Below are 22,399 nucleotides of genomic sequence, written 5' to 3' on the forward strand. Positions count from 1 at the left end.
AAAGGGACAAAGATGAACGATCCCCGCCACAACATCCGCGAAGTGCGCAGCCCCCGCGGCGACAAGCTCAACGCCCGCTATTGGACGACCGAGGCGCCGCTGCGCATGCTGATGAACAATCTCGACCCGGAGGTCGCCGAGAACCCGAATGAGCTCGTGGTCTATGGCGGCATCGGCAGGGCGGCACGCACCTGGAACGACTTCGATCGCATCGTCGCTTCGCTGAAGACGCTTGGCGAGGACGAGACGCTGCTGGTGCAGTCCGGCAAGCCGGTCGGCGTCTTCAAGACCCACGCCAACGCCCCGCGCGTGCTCATCGCCAATTCCAACATCGTGCCGCATTGGGCGAATTGGGAAAAGTTCAACGAGCTCGATAAGAAGGGCCTGATGATGTACGGCCAGATGACGGCCGGCTCCTGGATCTATATCGGCACGCAGGGCATCGTGCAGGGCACCTACGAGACCTTCGTCGAGGCCGGCCGCCAGCACTACAATGGCAACCTCAAGGGCAAGTGGATCCTGACCGGCGGTCTCGGCGGCATGGGCGGTGCCCAGCCTCTGGCCGCGGTCATGGCCGGCGCGTCCTGCCTTGCCATCGAATGCAATCCGGACTCGATCGATTTCCGCCTGCGCACCCGCTATCTCGACGAAAAGGCCGAGACGCTCGACGAAGCGATGGAAATGATCGATCGCTGGACCAAGGCCGGCGAGGCGAAATCGGTCGGCCTGCTCGGCAACGCGGCCGAGATCGTGCCGGAGATGTTCAGGCGCGGCATTCGCCCCGACATGGTCACCGACCAGACCTCGGCGCACGACCCGATCAACGGCTATCTGCCGAAGGGCTGGACGATGGCGCAGTGGCGCGAGAAGCGTACGTCCGATCCCAAGGCCGTCGAGAAGGCGGCGCGTGCGTCGATGCGCGAGCATGTCGAGGCGATGGTGGCGTTCTGGAACGCTGGCGTGCCGACGCTCGACTACGGCAACAACATCCGCCAGGTCGCCAAGGACGAAGGTTTCGAGAACGCCTTCGCCTTCCCGGGCTTCGTGCCGGCCTATATCCGGCCGCTGTTTTGCCGCGGCATCGGCCCGTTCCGCTGGGCAGCGCTCTCGGGCGATCCGGAGGATATCTACAAGACCGACGCCAAGGTGCGCGAGCTCACTCCCGGCAACACGCATCTGCACAACTGGCTCGACATGGCGCGCGAGCGCATCGCGTTCCAGGGCCTGCCGGCGCGCATCTGCTGGGTCGGCCTCGGCGACCGCCACCGGCTTGGCCTCGCCTTCAACGAGATGGTGGCCAAGGGCGAGCTCAAGGCGCCCGTCGTCATCGGTCGCGACCACCTCGATTCCGGTTCGGTCGCCTCGCCCAACCGCGAGACCGAAGCGATGAAGGACGGCTCGGATGCCGTTTCCGACTGGCCGCTGCTCAACGCGCTGCTCAACACCGCGTCGGGCGCTACTTGGGTATCGCTGCACCATGGCGGCGGCGTCGGCATGGGCTTCTCGCAGCACGCCGGCATGGTGATCGTCGCCGACGGCACGCCTGAAGCGGCAAAGCGCCTGGAACGCGTGCTGTGGAACGATCCGGCGACCGGCGTCATGCGCCATGCCGATGCCGGCTACGACATCGCCATCGAGTGCGCCAAGGAGCACCAGCTCAACCTGCCGGGCATCCTGGGCTAGAGCATGATGCCGAAAAGTGTGAAACGGTTTTCGGACAACATCATGCTCCATACCAAGAAGACAGAGGCGGATGATTTCAGGTCGAATCGACTTGAAATCATCCGGCTCTAGGCCATGCGCATCCTTCGTGCCGCCGACTACCGCGTCATGCCGTGGAAGAATGGCGGCGGCACGACGACCGAGATCGCGGTTTCGCCAGACGGCGCCGGGCTCGACGATTTCGACTGGCGCATCTCGATGGCCCGCGTCGAAACCAGCGGGCCGTTCTCGAGTTTCGCCGGCATCGACCGGACGCTGTCGGTGCTGGAAGGCGATGGCGTTGTCCTTGACATCGCCGGCCAGCCGCCGGCGCGGCTGACCACGGCCTCAGCGCCGCTCGCCTTTCCGGGCGACGTGCCGACCAGCGCGGCGCTGATCGGCGGTCCGATCACCGATCTCAACGTCATGACTCGCCGTGGCCGCATGGCGCATAAGGTCGAGCGCCGGCCGTTCGCCGGTGAGAATCGCATCGCGCCGCGCGCCGACACGACGTTGGTTCTAGCCGTCGGCGGAAGCTTCGCGCTCTTCACGAACGAAGCGCCGGACCTCGGCCCGCTCGACACGCTGGTCCTCGACCGCGGCAGTCCTGAATTGCGGCTTCGGCCCAAGGGGCAGGGCCTGCTTTTCGTGATCGAACTCGACCGCCTCGCCGCCAACCATTAACGGCTGTTGCCAAACATGATCGCGGCCCGGGCGAATTATCGCCCGGGCCCTTGCATGTATCACGAAAAAGCCTGAATCCTTGCCCTGATCCAACCGGGGCGGAGAGCGAGGGGCGTTCGCCCACGAGCTGTCGAAAGGGCACGCCCCCTGTCGTGGTGCGCAAAACAAACTTTCGGCCAACCAGTCATGCAACCAATTGCAATTGAACCGGTTTTAGGGGCATTGCCGTGGCGGTGACGCCGCATTGCGCCCCGCCTTACGGAATTTTCAATGAACATTCAGACGAATCCGAACAAGATCGAACAGACAAGCGCCGGCTTCCCGGCGGTGACGGAAGCGCCGATACGCTCCAATTTCCTGCCTGAGGACCGGCTGCGCGCCTTGGGCGTCGCGCTCGCCAAGGGCGAGGTCAAGGAATTGTTCGGCCTCGCTCCGTTCGAGTTCCAGGCCCGCATCCGCGACAGCGCCAAGAAGATCCTCGAAGTCTACCGCTCGACCAACGCCGCCCAGGCCAAGGGCGAGACCATCACGCCGGCCGCGCAATGGCTGCTCGACAACAATTACCTGGTCGAGGAGACCATCTTCCAGGTCAAGCGCGACCTGCCGCGCCGCTTCTATCGGCAGTTGCCGACGCTGACACTCGGCGGCGGCACGGTGCTGCCGCGCGCCTTCGTCGTTGCCTGGAGCTATGTCGAGCATTCCGACAGCTCCGTCTCGGCCACCATGTTCAAGGCGATCGTCGAGGGCTTCCAGTCGATCGAGCCGATGAAGATCGGCGAGCTCTGGGCGCTGCCCTCGCTGCTGCGCTTCGTGCTGATCGAGAACCTGCGCCGCATCGCCGTGCGCGTCGATCGCACCAGGCAGATGCGCCACATCGCCAACGAGGTCGCCGACCGCGTTCTGGCGACCGATGACAATGCCGACCGCACCAGGATCCTGTCCAACTACAGCGCCCATGCGCAGGACACTACTTTCGCCACCCAGTTGCTCTACCGCCTGCGCGACGGGTCGCAGAACGCCGGCCGCGCGCTGGAATGGCTGGAAGGCGAGCTCGAAAAGACCGGCTCCGACGCCGAGGAGATCATCATCTCCGAGCATCAGACGCTCTCCAGCGGCAACGTCACCACCGGCAACATCATTCGCGGCCTGCGCCTCATCAACGACGTCGACTGGACGGTCTGGTTCGAGGGCGTCAGCCGCATCGACACGCTGCTGCGTGAAAAGACCGATTTCGCCGACCTCGATTTCTTCTCGCGCGACCAGTACCGCACCGCGATCGAGCAGTTGGCACGCCGCTCGGACCTCTCCGAATACCGCGTCGCCGAAAAGGCGATCGAGCTTGCCGGCCACACGCCCGGCGTCACCGACGCATCCGGCGTGCCCGAAACCGCCGACCCCGCCGTGCACACCGATGTCGGCTTCTTCCTGGTCGGCCCACGCCGGCAGGAACTGGAAAAGGCGATCGGCTACCGGCCGCCTTTCTATGTGACGTTCAAGCGCGGCTTTGCCGGCGCCGGCTGGCTGGGCATCGTCGTGCCCGTCTTCCTGTTGACGGCGCTGCTCTTGGTGCTGTCGGGCAGGGCGCTCGCCAATCTCGGCCTGTCGGTGGAATCGATCACGCTGATGCTGGCGCTGTTCGCCGTGCCGGCCAGCGAAGGCGCGCTGGCCTTCTTCAACACCGTGGTGGCGCTGTTCCTGAAGCCGACTAGGCTTGTGGGCTATGACTACAACAAGCACGGCATCCCGGCCACGGCGCGCACGCTGGTCGTGGTGCCCTCGCTGATCGGCTCGCGCGACGACGTCGAGGAAAACATCCGCAACATCGAGGTCCATCACCTCGCCAACACGGCGGAGGAGATCCATTTCGCGCTGTTGTCCGATTGGCCGGATTCCAAGACCGAGATCGACGCCGCCGACATCGAGATCCTGCAATATGCCCGCGACGAGATCGCCAGGCTCAATGCCCGCTATCCGTCGGAAGGCTCGCCGCGCTTCTATCTCCTGCATCGCCGCCGGCTCTACAACCAGGCGCAGGGCTGCTGGATGGGCTGGGAGCGCAAGCGCGGCAAGCTGCATGAGCTGAACCTTCTCTTGCGCGGCGACAGCGACACCACCTTCCTGCCGCTCGACGTGCCGCTGCCGGAAAAGGTCGTTTATGTGATGACGCTCGACGCCGACACGCGCACCACACGCGATGCTGTTTCGAGCCTGGTCGGCAAGCTCGCCCATCCGCTCAACCGCCCGCATTTCGATCCGGTGAAGCGCGTCGTCAGCGCCGGCTACACCATCCTGCAGCCGCGCATCACCGCTTCGCTCACCAGCGGCGACGACGCCTCCTTCTTCCAGCGCGTCTTCTCGGCCAATCGTGGCCTCGACCCCTATGTCTTCGCCGTATCCGACGTCTACCAGGACGTCTTCGGCGACGGGTCCTTCACCGGCAAGGGCCTCTACCATGTCGACGCCTTCGAGGCGGCGCTGAAGAACCGCATCGACGAAAACACCATCCTCAGCCACGATCTGCTCGAAGGCGCGCTGGCGCGCGCCGCGCTGGTCACCGACGTCGAGCTGGTCGAGGACTATCCGACCCGCTACTCGGTCGACGCCTCGCGCCACCACCGCTGGGCCCGCGGCGATTGGCAGCTGCTCGGCTACATCTTCGACCCGCGCTCCGGCGTGCCTGCGCTGTCGCGCTGGAAGATGGTCGACAATCTGCGCCGCTCGGTCACGCCGATCTTCTGGGTCATGGCCTGCGTCGCCGGCTGGACGCTGCTGCCCTTCACCCAGGCGGCGCAGTGGCAGGCGCTTCTGATCCTCAGCCTGTTCATGGCGCCGACCTTCGACATTGTGAACGGCATCCTGCCCAAGAGCGGCGACCAGACCCCGCGCGGCCATTTCTCCGCCCTGGCGCGCGACACCGTGTTCGGCACAGCGCTTGTGGCGCTCAAGGTCCTCTTGATGGCGCATCTCGCCTGGATGATGGGCGATGCCATCATCCGCACTATCTATCGGCTCTTCGTCAGCCGCCAGAACCTGCTCGAATGGCGCACCGCCTCGCAGGCCGCCAAGAACAGCGGCAGCGATCTCGGCGCCTATTACGGCATGATGTATGGCGCGGTGATCATCGGCGTCGTCGGTCTGGCGATTCCGGTGCTGGCCGATTCCACCGGCGCCTTCGTCGCCTTCTTCTTCGCCATTTTCTGGATCGCTTCGCCGGCCGTCGCCTGCTGGATCAGCCGCTCGGCCGAGACCGAGGACAGGCTGCGCATCTCGAGCGCCGACATCCACGCGCTGCGCACCTTCGCGCGCCGCACCTGGCACTATTTCGAGACCTTCGTCACGCCCGAGCAGCATCATCTGCCGCCGGACAATTTCCAGGAAAGCCCGGCGCCAGTTGTGGCGCCGCGCACCTCGCCGACCAATATCGGCGTCTATCTGCTCTCGGTGGTGTCGGCGCGCGATTTCGGCTGGATCAGCCTGTCGGACGCCATCACCCGCATCGACGCCACGATGACGACCATCGAGAACATGCCGCGCGATCGCGGCCATCTCTACAACTGGTATGACACGACGACGCTGAAGCCGCTCTATCCGCTCTATATCTCCGCGGTCGACAGCGGCAATCTCGCCGGGCATCTGGTCGCGGTGGCGGCGTCCTGCGCCGAATGGGCCGAAGCGCCGTCCGTGCACCTGCAGGGCGATTTCGAAGGCATTATCGACACCGTCACCATCCTCGACGAAAGCCTGGACGAGCTGCCGGACGACCGCCGGCAGCTGCGGCCGCTGCGCCAGCGTCTCGCCGACCGTCTCGACGGCATGCGCCGTGCGGTTGCGACCATCAAGGCGCAGCCCGAGATGGCATCGATCCGTACCATCAACCTTGCCGTGCTGGCGGGCGAGATCCGCAAGCTTGCAACCGCCGTTCACACCGAGGCGGCGTCGCCGAAGAGCGATGTCATTGCCGACTGGGCGGAGCGGCTGGAGGCGACCTGCGAGGCGCATGTGCATGACTCGCACAATGACGAAAGCGCTGTCGCCGCCTTGCGCGCCAAGCTGCTCGCGTTGCGCGAGCGCTGTCGCCGCTATGCCTTCGAGATGGATTTCTCCTTCCTGATGCGGCAGGAGCGCAAGCTTCTGTCGATCGGCTACCGGGTCGAGGACCGCCAGCTCGACGAGAGCTGCTACGACCTTCTCGCCTCCGAGGCGCGGCTCACCAGCCTGTTCGCCATCGCCAAGGGTGACCTGCCGACCGAGCACTGGTTCCGTCTCGGACGGCCGATCGTCGAGATCGGCTTCCAGGGCGCGCTGATGTCCTGGTCGGGCTCGATGTTCGAGTATCTGATGCCGCCGCTGGTCATGAAGGAGCCGCAGGGCTCGATCCTGAACCAGACCAGCAAGCTTATCATCAAGCGCCAGATCCAGTATGCGCGTTCCAAGAACGTGCCCTGGGGCATTTCGGAAGCGGCCTACAACGCCCGCGACCGCGAGCTCACCTACCAGTACACCAATTTCGGCGTGCCCGGCCTCGGCCTGAAGCGCGGCCTTGGTCAGAACACCGTGATCGCGCCCTATGCGACGATCCTGGCCGCGCAGTTCAGCCCGCGCGAGGCGGTGCAGAACCTGCAGCGGCTGCGCTCGATCGGCGCGCTTGGCCGCCACGGCTTCTACGACGCGGTCGATTTCACGCCGCAGCGCGTGCCGGAGGGCACCGACCACGCCGTGGTGCAGAACTACATGGCGCACCATTCCGGCATGTCGATCGCCGCTGTCGCCGACGCCATCTTCGAGGGCCGGCTGCGCGAGCGGTTCCACAGCGATCCGGTGATCGAGTCGGCCGAGCTTCTGTTGCAGGAGAAGGCGCCGCGCGACATTCCGACCGCAACCGTCAGGACGGAAGCCGACGAGCGCTCCAAGGACGAGACCGAGACGGAGAGCCCGGACAGCCGCGTCATCCTCGATCCCATCAAGGCGCTGCGGGCAACCAACGTCATGTCCAACGGCCGCTATTCGGTCATGGTCAGCGCGACCGGCTCCGGCTACAGCCGCTTCGGCGAGCTTGCCGTCACCCGCTGGCAGCCGGATCCGAGCGAGGATCGCCTCGGCTCCTATATCTTCCTGCGCGACACCGCGACCGGCGACTGGTGGTCCGCTACCGCCGAGCCGAAGCGCGCCGAGGGCGAACGCGTCCAGACGCTGTTCGGCGACGACAAGGCGAGCTTCACCAAGACCGTGGGATCGTTGCGTTCGGAAGTCGAATGCATGGTCATCTCCGAGGGCAATGGCGAAGGTCGCCGCATCACGCTCTACAATGACGGCGCCACCGACCGGCATATCGAGGTGACCTCCTTCGCCGAGCTGGTGCTCGGCAACGAGGCCTCCGACAACGCCCATCCGGCGTTCTCCAAGATGTTCGTCGAGACCGAGATCGCGCCGAACAACGGCGCGATCTTTGCCACGCGGCGCAAGCGAGACAAGAACGACCCCGACCTCACGATGGTGCATTTCGTCACCGACCCGTCGGGTCCGTCGCGCGATGCCGAGGCCGAGACCGACCGGCGCGCCTTCATCGGTCGCGGCCGCACCATCGCCGATGCCGTCGCCTTCGATCCCGGCGTCAGGCTTTCCGGTAGCCAGGGCTTCACGCTCGATCCCGTGGCGGCACTGCGCCGCCAGGTGCGCGTGCCGGCCAACAAGAAGATCTCGCTGACTTTCTGGACCGCCGTCGGCGCCAATCGCGGCGAGCTCGACGAAGCGATCGCCCGCCTCGACCACCAGGAGAGCTTTGCCCGCCAGGCCATGCTTGCCTGGACGCGCAGCCAGGTGCAGACGCGTCATCTGGGGCTCAGCCTCACCGACGCAGCCAATGTGCAGAAGCTGGCGCGCTACCTGATCTATCCCGATCCGTTCCTGCGCCTGCCGGCGGAATCCATCGCGTCGGGCCTCGGCCGCCAGTCGAGCCTGTGGCCGACCAGCATTTCCGGCGATTTCCCGATCTTCCTCGTGCGCATCGGCGACGTCGCCGACCTCGAGATCGTCGCCCAGGCGCTGCGCTTCCAGGAATATATGCGTGCGCGCGGCATGATGATCGACTTCGTCGTCGTCAACGAGCAGGCATCTTCCTACGTGCAGGACCTGCAGCGCGCCGTGGAGACGCTGTGCGAGAACAGCCGCCTGCGCGGCCGCGAACTCGGGCCTCGCCAGCACATCTTCGCGGTGCGTCGCGACCTGATGGATGAGCCGACTTATAAGACCCTGCTGTCGGTGGCGCGCGTCGTGCTGCACACCCGCAACGGCACGATCTTCGATCAGCTCGAACGCGCCGAGACAGCGGCCCTCCAGGCCCGCGACGCCTTGCTTCAGGCGGAAGGCGGCAGCCCGCGAGAGCCCACTCCGCCGCTGCCCTTGCCGGTGCCGGCAAGCCGGGATGGAGGCGACATCGCCGCCGACGGCAACGGCCTCAGCCTGTGGAACGGCTTCGGCGGCTTCGACGGCGACGGCCGCCACTATGTGACGCGGCTTACCGGACGACGTTCGACGCCGCAGCCCTGGATCAACGTCATCTCCAACGCCTCCTTCGGCTTCCACGTCTCGGCGGAAGGCGCCGGCTTCACCTGGAGCCGCAACAGCCGCGACTACCAGCTGACGCCGTGGTCGAACGACCCGGTGTCGAACCGGCCGGGCGAGGGCTTCTATGTCTTCGACCATGCCAGCGGCAAGGCGTTCTCGCCGATGGCAGCATTGGTTCGCGATCCGTCGATGACCTATGAGACCTGGCACGGCCAGGGCTTTTCCACCTTCCGCTCGAAGCGCGGGCCGCTCGCGATGGACCTGACGCAGGTGGTCGACCCCGTCGATCCGGTGAAGATCACCCGGTTGCGCATCCAGAATTCCGGCTCCGCGCCGGCGCGGCTGCGCGTCTATGCCTATGCCGAATGGGTGCTGGGCGGCCACCGCTCGCGCACCGCGGCGACCATCGTGCCGACGCGGGATGCGGCAACGGGCGCGCTTCTGGCGCAGAACCCCTACGGCCTCGACTTCGGCGAGCGGGTCGCTTTCCTGGCGGCTGCCCATACCGTCCATTCGGTGACCGCTGACCGTAGCGAGTTCATCGGCAGGCATGGCACGACCGAGTATCCGCAAGCCGTGCTAGGCGGGCTCGCGCTCTCGGGTCGGATCGAGGCGGGCGACGACCCCTGCGCGGTTGTCGCCAGCGACATCGATATTCCTGCCGGCGGCGACGTCACCCTGTTCTGGCTGCTCGGCGACGCGGCCACGTCCGCCGAGGCCAGCGCGCTGGTGCAGGCCCATCGCGGCAAGGATTTCGACAAGCGCCTGGCCGACAACGAAAAGGCCTGGCGCGGCTTCCTCGACACCATTCAGGTCGAGACGCCCGACGAGGCGATGAACGCCATGGTCAACCACTGGCTGCCTTACCAGGCCGTTGCCTGCCGCATCCGCGCCCGTTCGGCTTTCTACCAGGCGAGCGGCGCTTTCGGCTTCCGCGACCAGTTGCAGGATACGCTCGCCCTTCTGGCGCACGACCCGAAGCTGGCGCGCGACCAGATCCTCAATGCCGCGCGCCGGCAGTTCCCGGAAGGCGACGTGCAGCATTGGTGGCTGCCGCGCACCGATGCCGGCGTGCGCACCATGATCTCGGACGACGTCGTCTGGCTGGCGCATGCCACGGCCCGCTATATCGAGGTGACGGGCGACGCCGCGATCCTCAAGGAGCAGTTGCCCTTCATCGACGGCCAGCAGCTCGGCGAGGGCGAGCACGACGCCTTCTTCACGCCGGAGATCACCAAGACCACCGCGCCGCTCTATGAGCATTGCGCGCGGGCGCTCGATCTCGCGATCAAGCGCAGCAGCCCTGCCGGCCTGCCGCTTATCCTCGGCGGCGACTGGAACGACGGCATGAACCGTGTCGGCGAGGGCGGCAAGGGCGAGAGCGTGTGGCTGGGCTGGTTCCTGTTGAAGACGCTCACCGACTTCGCGCCTGTCGCCAAGGGGCAGGGCGACACCAAGCGGGCGCAGGCCTGGACCAAGCACGCGGACGCGCTGAAGCGGGCCTTGGAAAGCACCGCCTGGGACGGCCAGTGGTATCGGCGCGGCAGCTTCGACGACGGCACGCCGCTCGGCTCGCACAATTCGGACGAGTGCAAGATCGACTCCATCGCCCAGTCCTGGAGCGTGCTGTCGGGCGAGGGCGATCCCGCGCGCTCGACCACGGCCATGGAGCAGGCGACCGAGATGCTGGTCGATGATGAGCTCAAGATCGTCAAGCTGTTCACCCCGCCCTTCTCGAAAAGCGAGAAGGATCCCGGCTACATCAAGAGCTATCCGCCGGGCGTGCGGGAGAATGGCGGCCAGTACACCCATGCCGCCACCTGGTTCGTGATCGCGCTGGCCGAAATGGGCCGCACCGACGAGGCCTATCGCTGCTTCTCGATGCTGAACCCGGTCAACCATGCTTCGGATGAGGCCGCGGCCGAACACTACCGCGTCGAGCCCTATGTCGTGGCCGCCGACATCTATTCCGGCGAAGGCAAGGGCGGCCGCGGCGGCTGGACCTGGTATACGGGCTCGGCCGGCTGGCTTTACCGCGCCGCGGTGGAGGGCATCCTCGGCATCGAGCGGCGCGGCAAAGAGATCACGTTTAGGCCGAAGCTGCCCGGGCACTGGGACGGCTACGCCGCGACGCTCAAGATGTTCGACGCAGAGGTCAAGCTTCGCGTCATCCGCGACAAAAAGACCAAGTCGATCTCGCTAGAAGTCGACGGCTCCAAGAAAAAATCGGCGTCTTTCGAGCCGAAAGCCGGCGACAAGACTGAGGTCGTCGTCAGGATACCTGCGTAAAGTCAAAGGCTTGGCTTGCCGGCCGCGCGTCCGTCTGGATGCGCGGCCAATCGCCGTTTTTTACTTGGCGCGGCTTTTGCGCCCGGTCGCGTGCCTTCCTTTAGGGCAGGCTAAGCAAGCAGCTTGTGATTAAAAATGTGGCAGCGCGGGGCAAGTGCCATTATTTTGCCGCAAGGCTGACATTTCACCTTTTATCTCAAACCGTTAGGTGATCACGCCAGATTTCGTACCGTCGTCATCTTTTGTTCGCTAAATGGGAACGGAAGGGATAGACGACGCATTGTTTCGCGACACATTAACCGGTACGTGTCAAAAAATGGTGCGGTGCACAATACGGGCATTGAGCACTGACAAGAGTTTGGCGGAGTAGCTGAAGTGTCACTTCTGCAGATCTACTTTAGAGCGCTGGGTTATCTGGCGGCCGACAAGAAGCGCGTCGCGCTGATTTGCGGTGCCAACGTCGCGCTCGCGGCGATCGCGATCCTTGAGCCGATCCTGCTGGGTCGGGTGATCGGTGCCATTTCCGAAAAAGGCGCGGTGTTTTCGACGCTCGCCGTCTGGGCAGCCATCGGTGTCTTCAACGTCGTCGCCTTCGTTCTGGTGGCGCGCGGCGCCGATCGCTTCGCCCATGCCCGCCGCTCCGAGGTTCTGTGCCAGTCCTTCGAGCGCGTCATCACCATGCCGCTTGCCTGGCATCACCAGCGCGGCACCTCCAATTCGCTGCACACGCTGCTGCGCGCTGTCGAGACCCTGTTCAGCCTGTGGCTCGAATTCATGCGCGTGCATCTCTCGACCGCCATCGCGCTGGTGCTGCTGGTGCCGACCGCGCTTGCCATGGATATCCGCATGTCCATCGTGCTGCTTGGCCTCGGCGTGCTTTACGTCGGCATCGGCCGTATCGTCATGCGCCACACCAAGTCGGGGCAGACCGCCGTCGAGCGTCACTACCACACCGTCTTTGCCCATGTGACCGATAGCGTCAGCAACGTCGCCGTCCTGCAGAGCTACAACCGCATCGGCCACGAGACCGCGACGCTGAAGCGCTACGTCAAGGACCTGCTCGACGCGCAGAACCCTGTGCTCGACTGGTGGGCGATCGCCAACGCGCTGAACCGCCTGTCCTCGACCATCTCGATGATGATCGTGCTCTCGATCGGTGCTTATCTCGTCACCCGCGGCGAGCTTCGCGTCGGCGATGTCGTCGCCTTCACCGGCTTTGCCGGAATGCTGATCGCCCGTCTCGACCAGATGTCGGCCTTCACCACCCAGATTTCCGAGGCGCGCGCCAAGCTCGAGGATTTCTATCGCCTCGAGGACTCGGCTGCCGAAACCGCCGAGCCGGATGGCCTGCGCGATCTCACCAACGTCACCGGCCATGTCCGCTTCGAGGACGTCAGCTTCGAGTTCGCCAATTCAGGCCACGGTATCGAGCACGTCTCCTTCGAGGTCCAGGCAGGCCAGACGGTCGCCATCGTCGGCCCGACCGGCGCCGGCAAGACGACGCTCATCAACCTATTGCAGCGCGTCTTCACGCCGTCCAGCGGCCGCATCCTGATCGATGGCATCGACACCAAGACGGTGACCCGCAAGTCGCTCCGCCATTCGATCGCCACCGTCTTCCAGGACGCCGGCCTGCTCAACCGCTCGATCGAGGACAACATCCGCGTTGGCCGCGCCGATGCGACCTATGATGAGATCCATGCCGCGGCCGATGCCGCCGCGGCGCAGGACTTCATCCTGTCGAAGAGCGGCGGCTACGACACCGTCGTCGGCGAGCGTGGCGGCCAGCTCTCGGGCGGCGAGCGCCAGCGTATCGCCATTGCCCGCGCCGTGCTGAAGGACGCGCCGATCCTGGTGCTCGACGAGGCGACGAGCGCGCTCGACGTCGAGACCGAGGACCGCGTCAAGGAAGCGATCGACGAGCTGCGCCGGGACCGCACGACCTTCATCATCGCTCACCGCCTGACCACGGTCCGCGACGCCGATCTCGTCGTCTTCATGGACAAGGGCAAGGTGGTCGAGATGGGCGGCTTCACGGAGCTGTCGCTGCGCAATGGCCGCTTCGCCGCCCTGCTGCGCGCCGGCGGTCTGCTCAACGACGAAGAGGTCCGCCGCCTCAGCCGTCCGGTCAACGAAGCGGCTTAAGCTCTTCCCTTCTCCCCTTGTGGGGTGAGAAGCGGTCCGCGCTAGCGGACGAAAAGCCAATTGGTTGGCTTTTCGAGCTTCGAACGCCCTGAGCCTGCGAAGGGCCGGGTGGTGGCCGATCCACCCCGGCCGGGTCCCCGCTGCTCCGCAGCGTCCCGGCGTTCGCCGGCCTTTCATCGTGCCACTGGCACGATGAATTCGCTACGCGAACCGGCTGCTCACCCCACAAGGGGAGAAGGGGAATTGCCCCCGGCACACTGCCGGTCTATTTAGGTCGGCATGAGCGACACCACCTCACGCTTGAGCGCCTGGGCCGATCTCGCCAACCCGACGCGCTTCGTCGGGCTGGCCGACAAGGTCATTCCATGGCTGGCGGCCGTTGCGGCGACCCTTCTTGGCGTCGGCCTCTATATGAGCTTCACCGCGCCGGAGGATTTCCAGCAGGGCATCACGGTGCGCATCATGTATATCCACGTGCCTTTCGCCTGGCTCGCCATGATGTGCTACACGATCATGGCGATCGCGGCGCTCGGCACGCTGGTCTGGCGCCATCCTCTGGCCGATGTGGCGCTGAAATCGGCGGCCCCGATCGGCGCCACCTTCACGGCGCTGGCGCTGATCACCGGCTCCATCTGGGGCAAGCCGATGTGGGGCACCTGGTGGGTATGGGACGCCCGGCTGACCTCGGTCTTCGTGCTATTCCTGATGTATCTCGGCATCATCGCGCTGACCCGCGCGCTGGACGATGCCGGCCGCGCCGCCTGGGCCGCCGCCATCATCACGCTGGTCGGCTTCATCAACATCCCGATCATCAAATTCTCGGTCGACTGGTGGAACACGCTGCACCAGCCGGCCTCGGTCTTCCGCCTCGGCGGCCCGACCATCGACCCATCGATGCTGTGGCCGCTGGCCGTGATGGCGCTGGGCTTCACGTTGCTGTTCTTCGCGCTGCACCTGATGGCGATGCGCACGGAGATTTTCCGGCGCCGGGTGACGGCGATGCGCCGGGTTGCGGCACGGCAGGCGGAGCGGGTTTAGCCTTCTCCCACAAGGGGAGAAGGGAAATGCGCTGCTCACCCCATCCGCCCCCTTGCCGCCACCGGCAGCGTTTCCAGCACCTTGTCGCCTTCGATCAGATGCACCTGGTCGAACAAATTCGTCACCACGCAGCAATGATCGGGCACGACGCGTACGCGCTCGCCGATGCGTAGCTTGGCGCCGTCGGCAAGCGTGACGTTGCCGTGCTCTTCGCTCAAGCCCGTGACCCGCGCACCGGGCACGCCGAGCAACTCGCCGAACTCCGGCAGGCCGAGCGTATCGGAGGACAGCGCCTTGCTGCCGCTGTCGAGGATGGCGCGGGTCGCCGTCGGGTGGCTGACCACCGTGGCGAGCACCGTCAGCGCGCAGTCGTCCAGCGTGCCGACGCCTTTGGCGACCTGGTAGCGGTCGAGATAGATATAGGTACCGGGCCGGTATTCGGTGACGATGCTGTCCTCGCCGGAGCGCCACATGTCTGGCGTGCCGCCGCTGGAGACGCGTTCGCATTCGAGCCCCGCCGCCGCAAGCGCCCCGCGCGCGGTCTTCAGCCAGGCGTCCGCTTCGGCGGCGCGCCCGGCCGCCGGATAGGTCATCAATCCGCCGAAGGCGAGACCCTTGGCTTTGTCGATCACTTTGGCCAGCGCCAGCGCTTCGTCTGCGCTCTGCACGCCGCAGCGGCCCATGCCGGTGTCGCACTCGATCAACACCTGCAGCGGATGGCCGGCGTCGGTGAAGGTGGCGGCCAGCCCTTCCAGCGTCTCATAGCTGTCCGCCGTCACCGATAGCGTGACGCGCCCGTGCAGCGCCTTCAGCCGCTCCAGCTTGGCGCGGCCAAGGATGTTGTAGGGGAGAAAAATGTCGGTCAGCCCGGCATCGGTCATCACCTCGGCCTCGCCGATCTTCTGGCAGGTGATGCCGACGGCGCCGGCGGCGACCTGCTTCTTTGCCCAGTAGGGCAGCTTGTGCGTCTTGATGTGCGGCCTGAGCTTCAACCCATGCGCGTCGGCATGTGCCTGCGCCTTCTTGATGTTGGCTTCGGCGCGGGCCGCATCGATCAGGATCGCCGGCGTGTCGAGGTCGTCTATGCTTGGCATGGGATCACCGTCCAAAGCATGCCAGCCGATTCCGGCACAAGGACATGCGTTTCAAAAACTGACTGGGTTTATGGCCCCGATCCGGGCGGATGTCACGGTCCAGAGCCGCCGGTTTGCGTCGACAGCGGACCGGCATTGGGCTATTCGGAGGGACAGATTTGAGCAGGCAGCGGCCGGAAGGAAGGGAACCATGAAGCGCTCCAAGATCAACGACATCATCCGCGAAGCCGACGCCTTCATCCGCTCCTTCGGCTATATCATGCCGCCCTTCGCCTATTGGTCGCCCGAAGAGATGAAGGCGCACAAGGCCGACTCCTCCGCCGTCTTCACCTCGCGCCTCGGCTGGGACATCACCGATTACGGCCAGGAGAAGTTCGACGAGCTCGGCCTGTTCCTGTTCACCGTGCGCAACGGCCGCTACGAGGACATGAAGCTCGGCATGGGCATGCTCTATGCCGAGAAGATCATGATCTCGCGCAAGGACCAGCTCTCGCCCATGCACCGACACAACATCAAGGCCGAGGACATCATCAACCGCGGCGGCGGCAAGCTGGTGCTGGAACTGTTCATGCACGACCGTGACGGCGGCATCGACCCGAAGGCCGAAGTCTCGGTGCCGGTCGACGGCACCATCACCAGATTGCCGGCGGGCGGGCTGCTGAAGCTCGATCCAGGCCAGAGCGTGACGCTGCTGCCCGGCGTCTGGCATGCCTTCTGGGCCGAAGGCAAGGATGTGCTGATCGGCGAGGTCTCGACGGTCAATGACGATCTCACGGACAACGTCTTCCGCGAGCCGATCGGCCGCTTCTCCAACATCGATGAGGACGTCGCGCCGCTGCATCTGCTGGTGTCGGACTATGAGAAGTGGGTGGGATAGGCGGGGACGCTTCGTTACCGCGCATACTTGTCCGCCTTGCGGTTCCCGAGCAGCAGCTTGCGTTCCAGATGCGCGCGAAGCTCGCCATAATAAGCGGTGAGAAAAGCCTTTGAATCGATCGGCTCGACTCTGGCGCCGATCTTGCGGGCGATGGTTTCCGCCACTGCCCTGAGCGCGGAATAATCGTCGCGGCGCAGCACTTCCTCGAGCTTCTGCAGCTCAGCGATGCCGTAGGCGTCGAGCTGCGCCGGGCTGAACTGGAACCGCGCCGCGACCGGATCCTTGCGCAACGAAAGATCCTCGACCAGCGCCACTTTCGGCGCTTCGACCACCCAGGTGCCGGCGAGCAGGTCGCCGATCCTCAACCGGTCGCGGTTGAACAGCGGGAACAGCGAGAACAGCAGCGCCCAGACAAGGCCGAAGATGGTCGTCAGCGTGTCGGCGACATCGGCGCTGGCGCGGGCGGCGAGGATCGACAGCGGGAGAAAGACTTCGATCTCGCGCATCAGGTTGCGCGCGATGACCTGGTCGAGCGTGAGGCCGGCGCCGCTGCGCGACGCGACCCTTATGCCAACCATGCGCTTGCCTGGCGTGGCTGCCCGCCGTCCCGCTTCGTAGGCGATGAAATAGACGTTGCGCAGGAAGAAGATGAAGATGACCCAGACGATGAAAAGCGGCTGCGCGTCCTGGAAGCCGAGGCCGGCCAGGCCGAAGATTATCACCAGCGAGACGACCACGGCCGCAGTGACGATGATCACCACGTCGAGCAGGAAGCCCGAGGCGCGGGTACCGGCATCGGCCAGCTTGACCCTGATGTCGATGCCTTCCGGCGTGACCAGCGGACGGATCAGCGCTGCCGGGTCCTTGACCTTCGCTGTCCTAGCGGTCGCCATGCCGCACCATCCGGAACAGGTAGAAATAACAGAGCCACAAGGCCAGCATGCCGCCGCCGATCGAATAGCGGGCGATGTCGCTGGTGATCGTCTGCCGACCGATGCCTTCGAGCAGCCCGGCGAAAAGCAGCATCACCGTGACGCCGATCATGGCGGTCGCCGCGACGCGTCCGGCCCGGGCCGCGGCGGCCATGCGGGTCAGCTCGCCGGGAAAGGCGATGCTGGTGCCGATGCGCATGCCGGCGGCACCCGCAATCGCAATGGCGAAGAGTTCCGTCGTGCCATGGATCGAAAGCCAGCCGCCGAGCTCGAAGCCCAGGCCCTTGGCGGCATAGATCTGGAAGATGGCGCCGAGCATGCAGCCATTCATCAAGATGATCAGCACGCTTGGCACGGCAAAGGCGAACCCCAGCGCGAAGGCCAGGATCGAGACCTGCGTGTTGTGGGTGAAGAGATAGGCGGCAAATCCCGACAGAAAATGATCGCCACCGCCGTAGAGCACGCTGCGCAGCGTCTCGGCCGACGAATCCGGATTGCGCCCGCCCGCCAGGCTGGGCGTAATGATGGCGTCGTACCAGCGCTTGTCGGAAGCGACCAGCCAGTAGCCGGCAATCGCGCCGATCACCGTCAACCCGACCGATGTCCACACCTCGCGCCAAAGGTCGCGGATCGCCGCGGGCCAGTCGTGCAGGAAGAAGTCGCCGATGCGCGTTCTCAAGCTCCGCCGCGCGCCGTAGAGATAGAAATGGCCGCGCAGGCACAGCGCCTCGAGATAGGCGATCAGCGCGCTGTCGAGCGAGGTCGCGCGCGCCACCGACAGCGAGGACAGCGCCGAGCGGTAGAGCAGCGGCAGCGATAGTAGCTCATCTTCCGACAGCGCGCGCGGCGCGCGCTTTTCAACGCGCGCCAGCAGTGCCTCGAACGCTTTCCAGTCGGCCTCGCGTTCCTGGCGGAAGCTTGCCAGCGACTGGCGAACCGCGTCGGTGCCGGCGGACAGCGTCATAAGAGGTTCTCCTCCTTGAGCTGGATATAGCGCTCGACCAGCGCCGGGCCGAGCCGCTGATGGTCGGCCTCGATGACATGCGCGCCGAGCAGCCTGAGCCTGCCGATCACCACCTGCCGTTGCCGCAGGAGGTCGCCGGCGGTGACGGAGCGGGCGACATCCTCGGGCGCCGCCGGCGCCATGTCGGCGAGCGTTTCAAGCTCCACATCCTTCATCAGCATGAACAGCACCAGGTGCCGCTCGGTCAGCCGGCCGACGGTGCGCAGCATCAGCTCGGCGCTGATCGGGTCGACGAAATCGGTGAAGACGATGACCAGCGAGCGCCGGTCGAGCCTGGCCGAAAGCGTGGTCAGCGCGAGAGTAAAATTGGTCTCCTCGGTCGAATAGTCGATCTCGGCGGCGCGCTTCTGGATCATGGTGAAGCTCGCCGAGCCGCGCACCGCGCCGCTGGAGACGCGCGGCCTCGCGTCGAAGGAAAACAGGCTGACGAGATCGCCGCCCTTGAGCGCGATGAAGGCCGACAGAAGGGCGGCCGTCACCGCGCGGTCGACTTTCGGCACGCCGTCGACCGGCTCGCACATCAGGCGGCCGCTATCGATGGCCAGAACGATGTTGTTGTTCTCCTCGATGCGGAATTCCCGCGCCAGAAGCTTGCCGTGGCGGGCGCTGCGCTTCCAGTCGATCATGCGCCGGCCCATGCCGGGCTGGTAGTCCTTCAGCGCCTCGAACTCGCGGCCCTGTCCGGCGCGCTTCTGCGCATGGCCGTCGGCAAGAGCCGAGCGCTGCAGAAGCGTGATCGCCTCGTCGCGCGCGCTGTTGACGTTGGGCAGCACCGCAACCTTGCGGTCGACCGGCAATATGACCTGGTTCCACACCAGGCCGAACGGGCCTTGCCAGCGCAGCCACAGCCGGTCGAAGCTGGCGATGCCACGGCGGATCGCCTCGAATTCGAGGTCGAGCGTGCCGCCATTGGCCGGCAGCGCGCCGCCGGTGCCGGCGACCGGCTGCAGCCGCTGGTCGTGCCCGACACGCGCCTGCAGGCGCCGCAGCCTCGCGCCGAGGCCGGCTGCGATGTGCAGCGTGAAGCGTCCGCCGACGCCCACCTGCGGCGGCGCCGTCAGCGTGGCATTGAGCGAGGCGCGGCCTCTGCCCGCGGCCGCGTCCACCGCCAGGAAGGCGAGAACCACGCAGATCCACAACAGGCCGAGATACCAGACATGCGGAAGCGCGAGCGCGATCAGGAAGGCGGGGATCGCCCCCGCCGCCGCTGCCCAGACCGCTCGCCCGCTCGGATAGATCAACGCGGCGCTTCCGTGTGGTCGACAAGGTCGGAGACGATCTGCTCGACCAGCCGCCCGTCGATCTGCGCCGCCGGCGAAAGCACGACGCGGTGGCGCAGCGCAGGCACGGCCAAAGCCTTGACGTCGTCCGGGATGACGTAGTTGCGGCCGTCGAGCGCCGCCCTGGCGCGCGCGGCCCTCGCCAGCATGGCGCCCGCGCGCGGACTGGCGCCGACTTCGAGGTCGGGGCTCTCGCGCGTGCCGCGAACAAGGGCCGCGATATAGCCGACGACATCGTCGACCAGCGTGACGTCGCCGACCGTGGCGACAGCCGCTTCGAGCGTCTTGCGGTCGGTCCGCGCCTTGATGCCGTATTGCTCGATGTCGTGCGAGGCCGAGCCGCCGCCGTGATGGACGATGATGGCGCGCTCTTCCGCGGGATCCGGATAGCTCACCCGATGCTTGAACAGGAAGCGGTCGAGTTGCGCCTCGGGCAGGGGGTAGACGCCCTGATGCTCGATCGGGTTCTGCGTTGCCACCACCATGAAGTTCCGGCCGAGCGAATGCGTGGTGCCGTCGAAGGTGACGGCGTGCTCCTGCATGGCCTCGAGCAGGGCGGCTTGCGTCTTCGGCGGTGTGCGGTTGATTTCGTCGGCGAGCAAAAGATCGCAGAAGATCGGACCGCGCGTCAGCGTGAACTGCCCGGTCTGGAAGTTGTAGATGTTGGAGCCGACGATATCGCCGGGCATCAGGTCGGGCGTGAACTGGATACGGCCATAGGCGACGCCCAGCGCCTGCGCGAAGCAGCGCGCCGTCATCGTCTTGGCTGTGCCGGGCGGGCCTTCGAGCAGGATATGCCCGCCGGCGAACAACGCCGTCAGCATCAGGTCGACCGTGTCGCGCTGTCCGGTGATCGCTTTCGCGACTTCTTCCCTGATCGCGTTCGCCAGGGCCTTCACTTCATCGACGTTCACCGAGCCTCCTTGCCGTCCAGTCATGCAGCTGTTCGGCTGCTTCATGCATTGCGGCCAGATTGTTGGATTCGTTCGCAGCCGTGAAGCGCCGGGTGAAGCCCTGCGCTTCGCTCTTGTCGCGGGAATCGAGCCAGCGGTCGAGCGCTTCGCCCTGCAATCCATGCGGGGCGCCAAGCAGCGCGGCGGCGCGCTGCCGCACCAGCGCCGCGTATCGGTCGCCGAGCCCCTGCAGCCGCCCGGCGCGCCTCAACAGCATCGCCGTGGTGTCGACCAGCGCCCGCTTGCCCAAGGCGATGGCACGGCCCTCCGCCCGTGGCGGCCCGAACCGGCCGAGCCCATGCAGGAAGGCGAGCGCGGCCGCCACCAGCACCGACAGCGTCAGCGCCAGGAAGGGCGGCTCGATCAGAAGCTTGGCGAGGTCATAGTTCTGGCCGATGCCGTGCAGCGTCAGGTCGAACATGACGGCGCCCTTGGCGGGCTCGATCATGGCGATCATGTCGAGGGCGGCGACCGCCATCCGCTCGTCGTTCAGCGCGAAGTTGTTGATGAAATCGGGGTCGGTGAGGATGTAGAAGGGTTCGTTGTCGAGCTCGGTCAGGATAGCCCTGCCGTCGCCCGCCGCGATCAGCGGATGGTCATCCGCCACCCATTGCAGCTCGCCCGGCGCGGTCACCATGCGGCCGGCAATATTGATCTGCGAGAGTGTGTTCTTTGCCTCGCCGAGCTTTGCCTTGGCGATGCGGCCGAGCCAGTCGTTGACGACCGCATTGGGCAGCCGCTCCACCTTTGTCTCCCAGCCTTGATGGTCCAGCAAGGGAAACGTCCGCCATTTCGGCAGGACGAAAAGCGTGTCCTTGCCCGAGCGCAGCTTGATGAGGCGATCGAGCGCGGCCGGATCGCTGTCGGGCGCGATGGTGACGACGAGCAGGAAAGTCGATGCCAGCGGGGACGCAAGGTCCTTCTCGCCACGCTCCATCGGCGGCGCCTGTCCGTTGGTCAGCTTCAGCCATTCCACAAGCCCGGCATAGCCGGTGCCGCCTTTCGAAAGCGGCGTGGCGCCGCCTTCGGGCGCGCGGAAATCCGGGGCATAGGTGGACAGCAGGAAAAACCCGGCTGCCGCCAGCAGACTGGCGAAAATGCCCCAGAACAGGGTTTTGCGGCTGAACGGGGCCTCGTCTGCCTCGGCTGGTTGCTCGCTCATGCCCAGGCATCCTGGAAAGCGAAACGCTCATAGGCGCCGCGCGCCTGCCGCCAGCCTTCGGCACCGACGGGTCGGCGGGCAAACAAGGCTGCCTCGACGATCCGGGCGATCTCGCTGAAGGCGGTGCGGGGCCGGGTGGGGATCGAGCCCGCGGCCGCGATATCGCGAGCGGTGAGCGATGGGCGCAGGAAGTCCGGCAGCCGCGTGGCGATGTCGGCGACGCTGCGGCGCAACAGAAGATGCACCGCCTCGTCATATTCGCCGCGCGCGGCAAGCGCATCGGCCTCGGAGAGCAGGACCTGGGCCGCGCCGGCATCCGGGCGCCATTCCTCCTTCGCCTCTGCCTCATGGCGCTTGCGCCACAAGGGCAGCCGCCAGGCGACACCCTTCGCTTCAAGGAGGATCAGGAAGAGGATGATCGCGACGCCGATGAAAACCGCGCCCCAGAACATATAGACCATGTAGGGGACGAACTTGGCCAGGAATTCCAGCAGCGGCCTCAACCACTCCGGTGGTTCCGTGCGCACATAGGTCGGCAGTCCGAACTGGATCGAATCGTCGGCCAGCAGCTGCTTGTGCAACTGCGCCAGCCGTCCGGCTTCTTCCGTCCCTGCGGCTGTCACCCGCTCGTTCCCCCTGCAACCTGCGGTTCGGGG

At 65.9% G+C, this 22,399-nt stretch carries 13 protein-coding genes; 6 read left to right on the forward strand and 7 right to left on the reverse strand.

The annotated features are described in order from the left end of the window. Window positions 1-12 precede the first annotated feature (12 nt). From hutU to FJ471_RS00870, 5 genes are all read left to right on the forward strand, one after another. The gene (hutU, locus tag FJ471_RS00850) at window positions 13-1,683 is read left to right on the forward strand and encodes a urocanate hydratase (RefSeq protein WP_140801276.1); all 1,671 of its coding nucleotides are present in this window, start codon (window positions 13-15) and stop codon (window positions 1,681-1,683) included. Window positions 1,684-1,797: 114 nt separating this feature from the next. Continuing rightward, window positions 1,798-2,385 (forward strand): HutD family protein, encoded by a 588-nt coding sequence (locus FJ471_RS00855; RefSeq protein ID WP_140801277.1) that lies wholly within the window; start codon window positions 1,798-1,800, stop codon window positions 2,383-2,385. Between the two features lie 270 nt (window positions 2,386-2,655). Further along, entirely contained in the window at window positions 2,656-11,238 is an 8,583-nt protein-coding gene (locus FJ471_RS00860) for a glucoamylase family protein (RefSeq protein ID WP_140801278.1), read from the forward strand. A 375-nt stretch (window positions 11,239-11,613) separates the two neighbouring features. Next, the gene (locus FJ471_RS00865) at window positions 11,614-13,383 is read left to right on the forward strand and encodes a glucan ABC transporter ATP-binding protein/ permease (RefSeq protein ID WP_140801279.1); all 1,770 of its coding nucleotides are present in this window, start codon (window positions 11,614-11,616) and stop codon (window positions 13,381-13,383) included. A 279-nt stretch (window positions 13,384-13,662) separates the two neighbouring features. Beyond that, a complete protein-coding gene (locus FJ471_RS00870; protein ID WP_140801280.1) occupies window positions 13,663-14,421 on the forward strand; it encodes a heme ABC transporter permease in 759 nt (252 codons plus the stop codon). A gap of 35 nt (window positions 14,422-14,456) precedes the next feature. Here FJ471_RS00870 and FJ471_RS00875 read toward each other — a convergent pair whose 3' ends face one another. After that, window positions 14,457-15,515 carry a D-TA family PLP-dependent enzyme gene (locus FJ471_RS00875; protein WP_140801281.1) on the reverse strand — a complete coding sequence of 353 codons (1,059 nt, stop codon included), beginning with the start codon at window positions 15,513-15,515 and terminating at the stop codon, window positions 14,457-14,459. Between the two features lie 190 nt (window positions 15,516-15,705). On the opposite strand from FJ471_RS00875, the gene FJ471_RS00880 reads away from it, so the two are divergent. After that, on the forward strand, window positions 15,706-16,392 hold the full coding sequence (locus FJ471_RS00880) for a D-lyxose/D-mannose family sugar isomerase (RefSeq protein WP_140801282.1): 687 nt from the start codon (window positions 15,706-15,708) through the stop codon (window positions 16,390-16,392). Between the two features lie 14 nt (window positions 16,393-16,406). Here FJ471_RS00880 and FJ471_RS00885 read toward each other — a convergent pair whose 3' ends face one another. From FJ471_RS00885 to FJ471_RS00910, 6 genes are read right to left on the reverse strand one after another with little or no spacing between them, the layout of a single operon-like run. Further along, window positions 16,407-17,285, reverse strand: coding sequence for an RDD family protein (locus FJ471_RS00885; RefSeq protein ID WP_140801283.1), 879 nt, complete (start codon window positions 17,283-17,285; stop codon window positions 16,407-16,409). Further along, window positions 17,272-18,288 carry a stage II sporulation protein M gene (locus FJ471_RS00890; RefSeq protein ID WP_140801284.1) on the reverse strand — a complete coding sequence of 339 codons (1,017 nt, stop codon included), beginning with the start codon at window positions 18,286-18,288 and terminating at the stop codon, window positions 17,272-17,274. The genes FJ471_RS00885 and FJ471_RS00890 overlap by 14 nt, the downstream gene beginning before the upstream one ends. Continuing rightward, entirely contained in the window at window positions 18,285-19,589 is a 1,305-nt protein-coding gene (locus tag FJ471_RS00895; RefSeq protein ID WP_140801285.1) for a DUF58 domain-containing protein, read from the reverse strand. Before FJ471_RS00895 ends, FJ471_RS00890 begins: the two co-directional genes overlap by 4 nt. Continuing rightward, window positions 19,586-20,542 (reverse strand): MoxR family ATPase, encoded by a 957-nt coding sequence (locus FJ471_RS00900; protein ID WP_140801286.1) that lies wholly within the window; start codon window positions 20,540-20,542, stop codon window positions 19,586-19,588. The genes FJ471_RS00895 and FJ471_RS00900 overlap by 4 nt, the downstream gene beginning before the upstream one ends. Continuing rightward, window positions 20,529-21,743, reverse strand: coding sequence for a DUF4350 domain-containing protein (locus FJ471_RS00905; protein WP_140801287.1), 1,215 nt, complete (start codon window positions 21,741-21,743; stop codon window positions 20,529-20,531). The genes FJ471_RS00900 and FJ471_RS00905 overlap by 14 nt, the downstream gene beginning before the upstream one ends. After that, on the reverse strand, window positions 21,740-22,366 hold the full coding sequence (locus FJ471_RS00910) for a DUF4129 domain-containing protein (RefSeq protein ID WP_140801288.1): 627 nt from the start codon (window positions 22,364-22,366) through the stop codon (window positions 21,740-21,742). The genes FJ471_RS00905 and FJ471_RS00910 overlap by 4 nt, the downstream gene beginning before the upstream one ends. Window positions 22,367-22,399 lie beyond the last annotated feature (33 nt).

Source organism: Mesorhizobium sp. B2-7-1 (assembly GCF_006440735.1).
Taxonomy (GTDB): domain Bacteria; phylum Pseudomonadota; class Alphaproteobacteria; order Rhizobiales; family Rhizobiaceae; genus Mesorhizobium.

What these genes read in the sequence shown, in the direction of transcription:
- hutU (WP_140801276.1), top strand. Translation starts at nt 13, where the DNA reads ATGAACGATCCCCGCCACAACATCCGCGAAGTGCGCAGCCCCCGCGGC.
- FJ471_RS00855 (WP_140801277.1), top strand. Translation starts at nt 1,798, where the DNA reads ATGCGCATCCTTCGTGCCGCCGACTACCGCGTCATGCCGTGGAAGAAT.
- FJ471_RS00860 (WP_140801278.1), top strand. Translation starts at nt 2,656, where the DNA reads ATGAACATTCAGACGAATCCGAACAAGATCGAACAGACAAGCGCCGGC.
- FJ471_RS00870 (WP_140801280.1), top strand. Translation starts at nt 13,663, where the DNA reads ATGAGCGACACCACCTCACGCTTGAGCGCCTGGGCCGATCTCGCCAAC.
- FJ471_RS00875 (WP_140801281.1), bottom strand. Translation starts at nt 15,515, where the DNA reads ATGCCAAGCATAGACGACCTCGACACGCCGGCGATCCTGATCGATGCG.
- FJ471_RS00880 (WP_140801282.1), top strand. Translation starts at nt 15,706, where the DNA reads ATGAAGCGCTCCAAGATCAACGACATCATCCGCGAAGCCGACGCCTTC.
- FJ471_RS00885 (WP_140801283.1), bottom strand. Translation starts at nt 17,285, where the DNA reads ATGGCGACCGCTAGGACAGCGAAGGTCAAGGACCCGGCAGCGCTGATC.
- FJ471_RS00890 (WP_140801284.1), bottom strand. Translation starts at nt 18,288, where the DNA reads ATGACGCTGTCCGCCGGCACCGACGCGGTTCGCCAGTCGCTGGCAAGC.
- FJ471_RS00905 (WP_140801287.1), bottom strand. Translation starts at nt 21,743, where the DNA reads ATGAGCGAGCAACCAGCCGAGGCAGACGAGGCCCCGTTCAGCCGCAAA.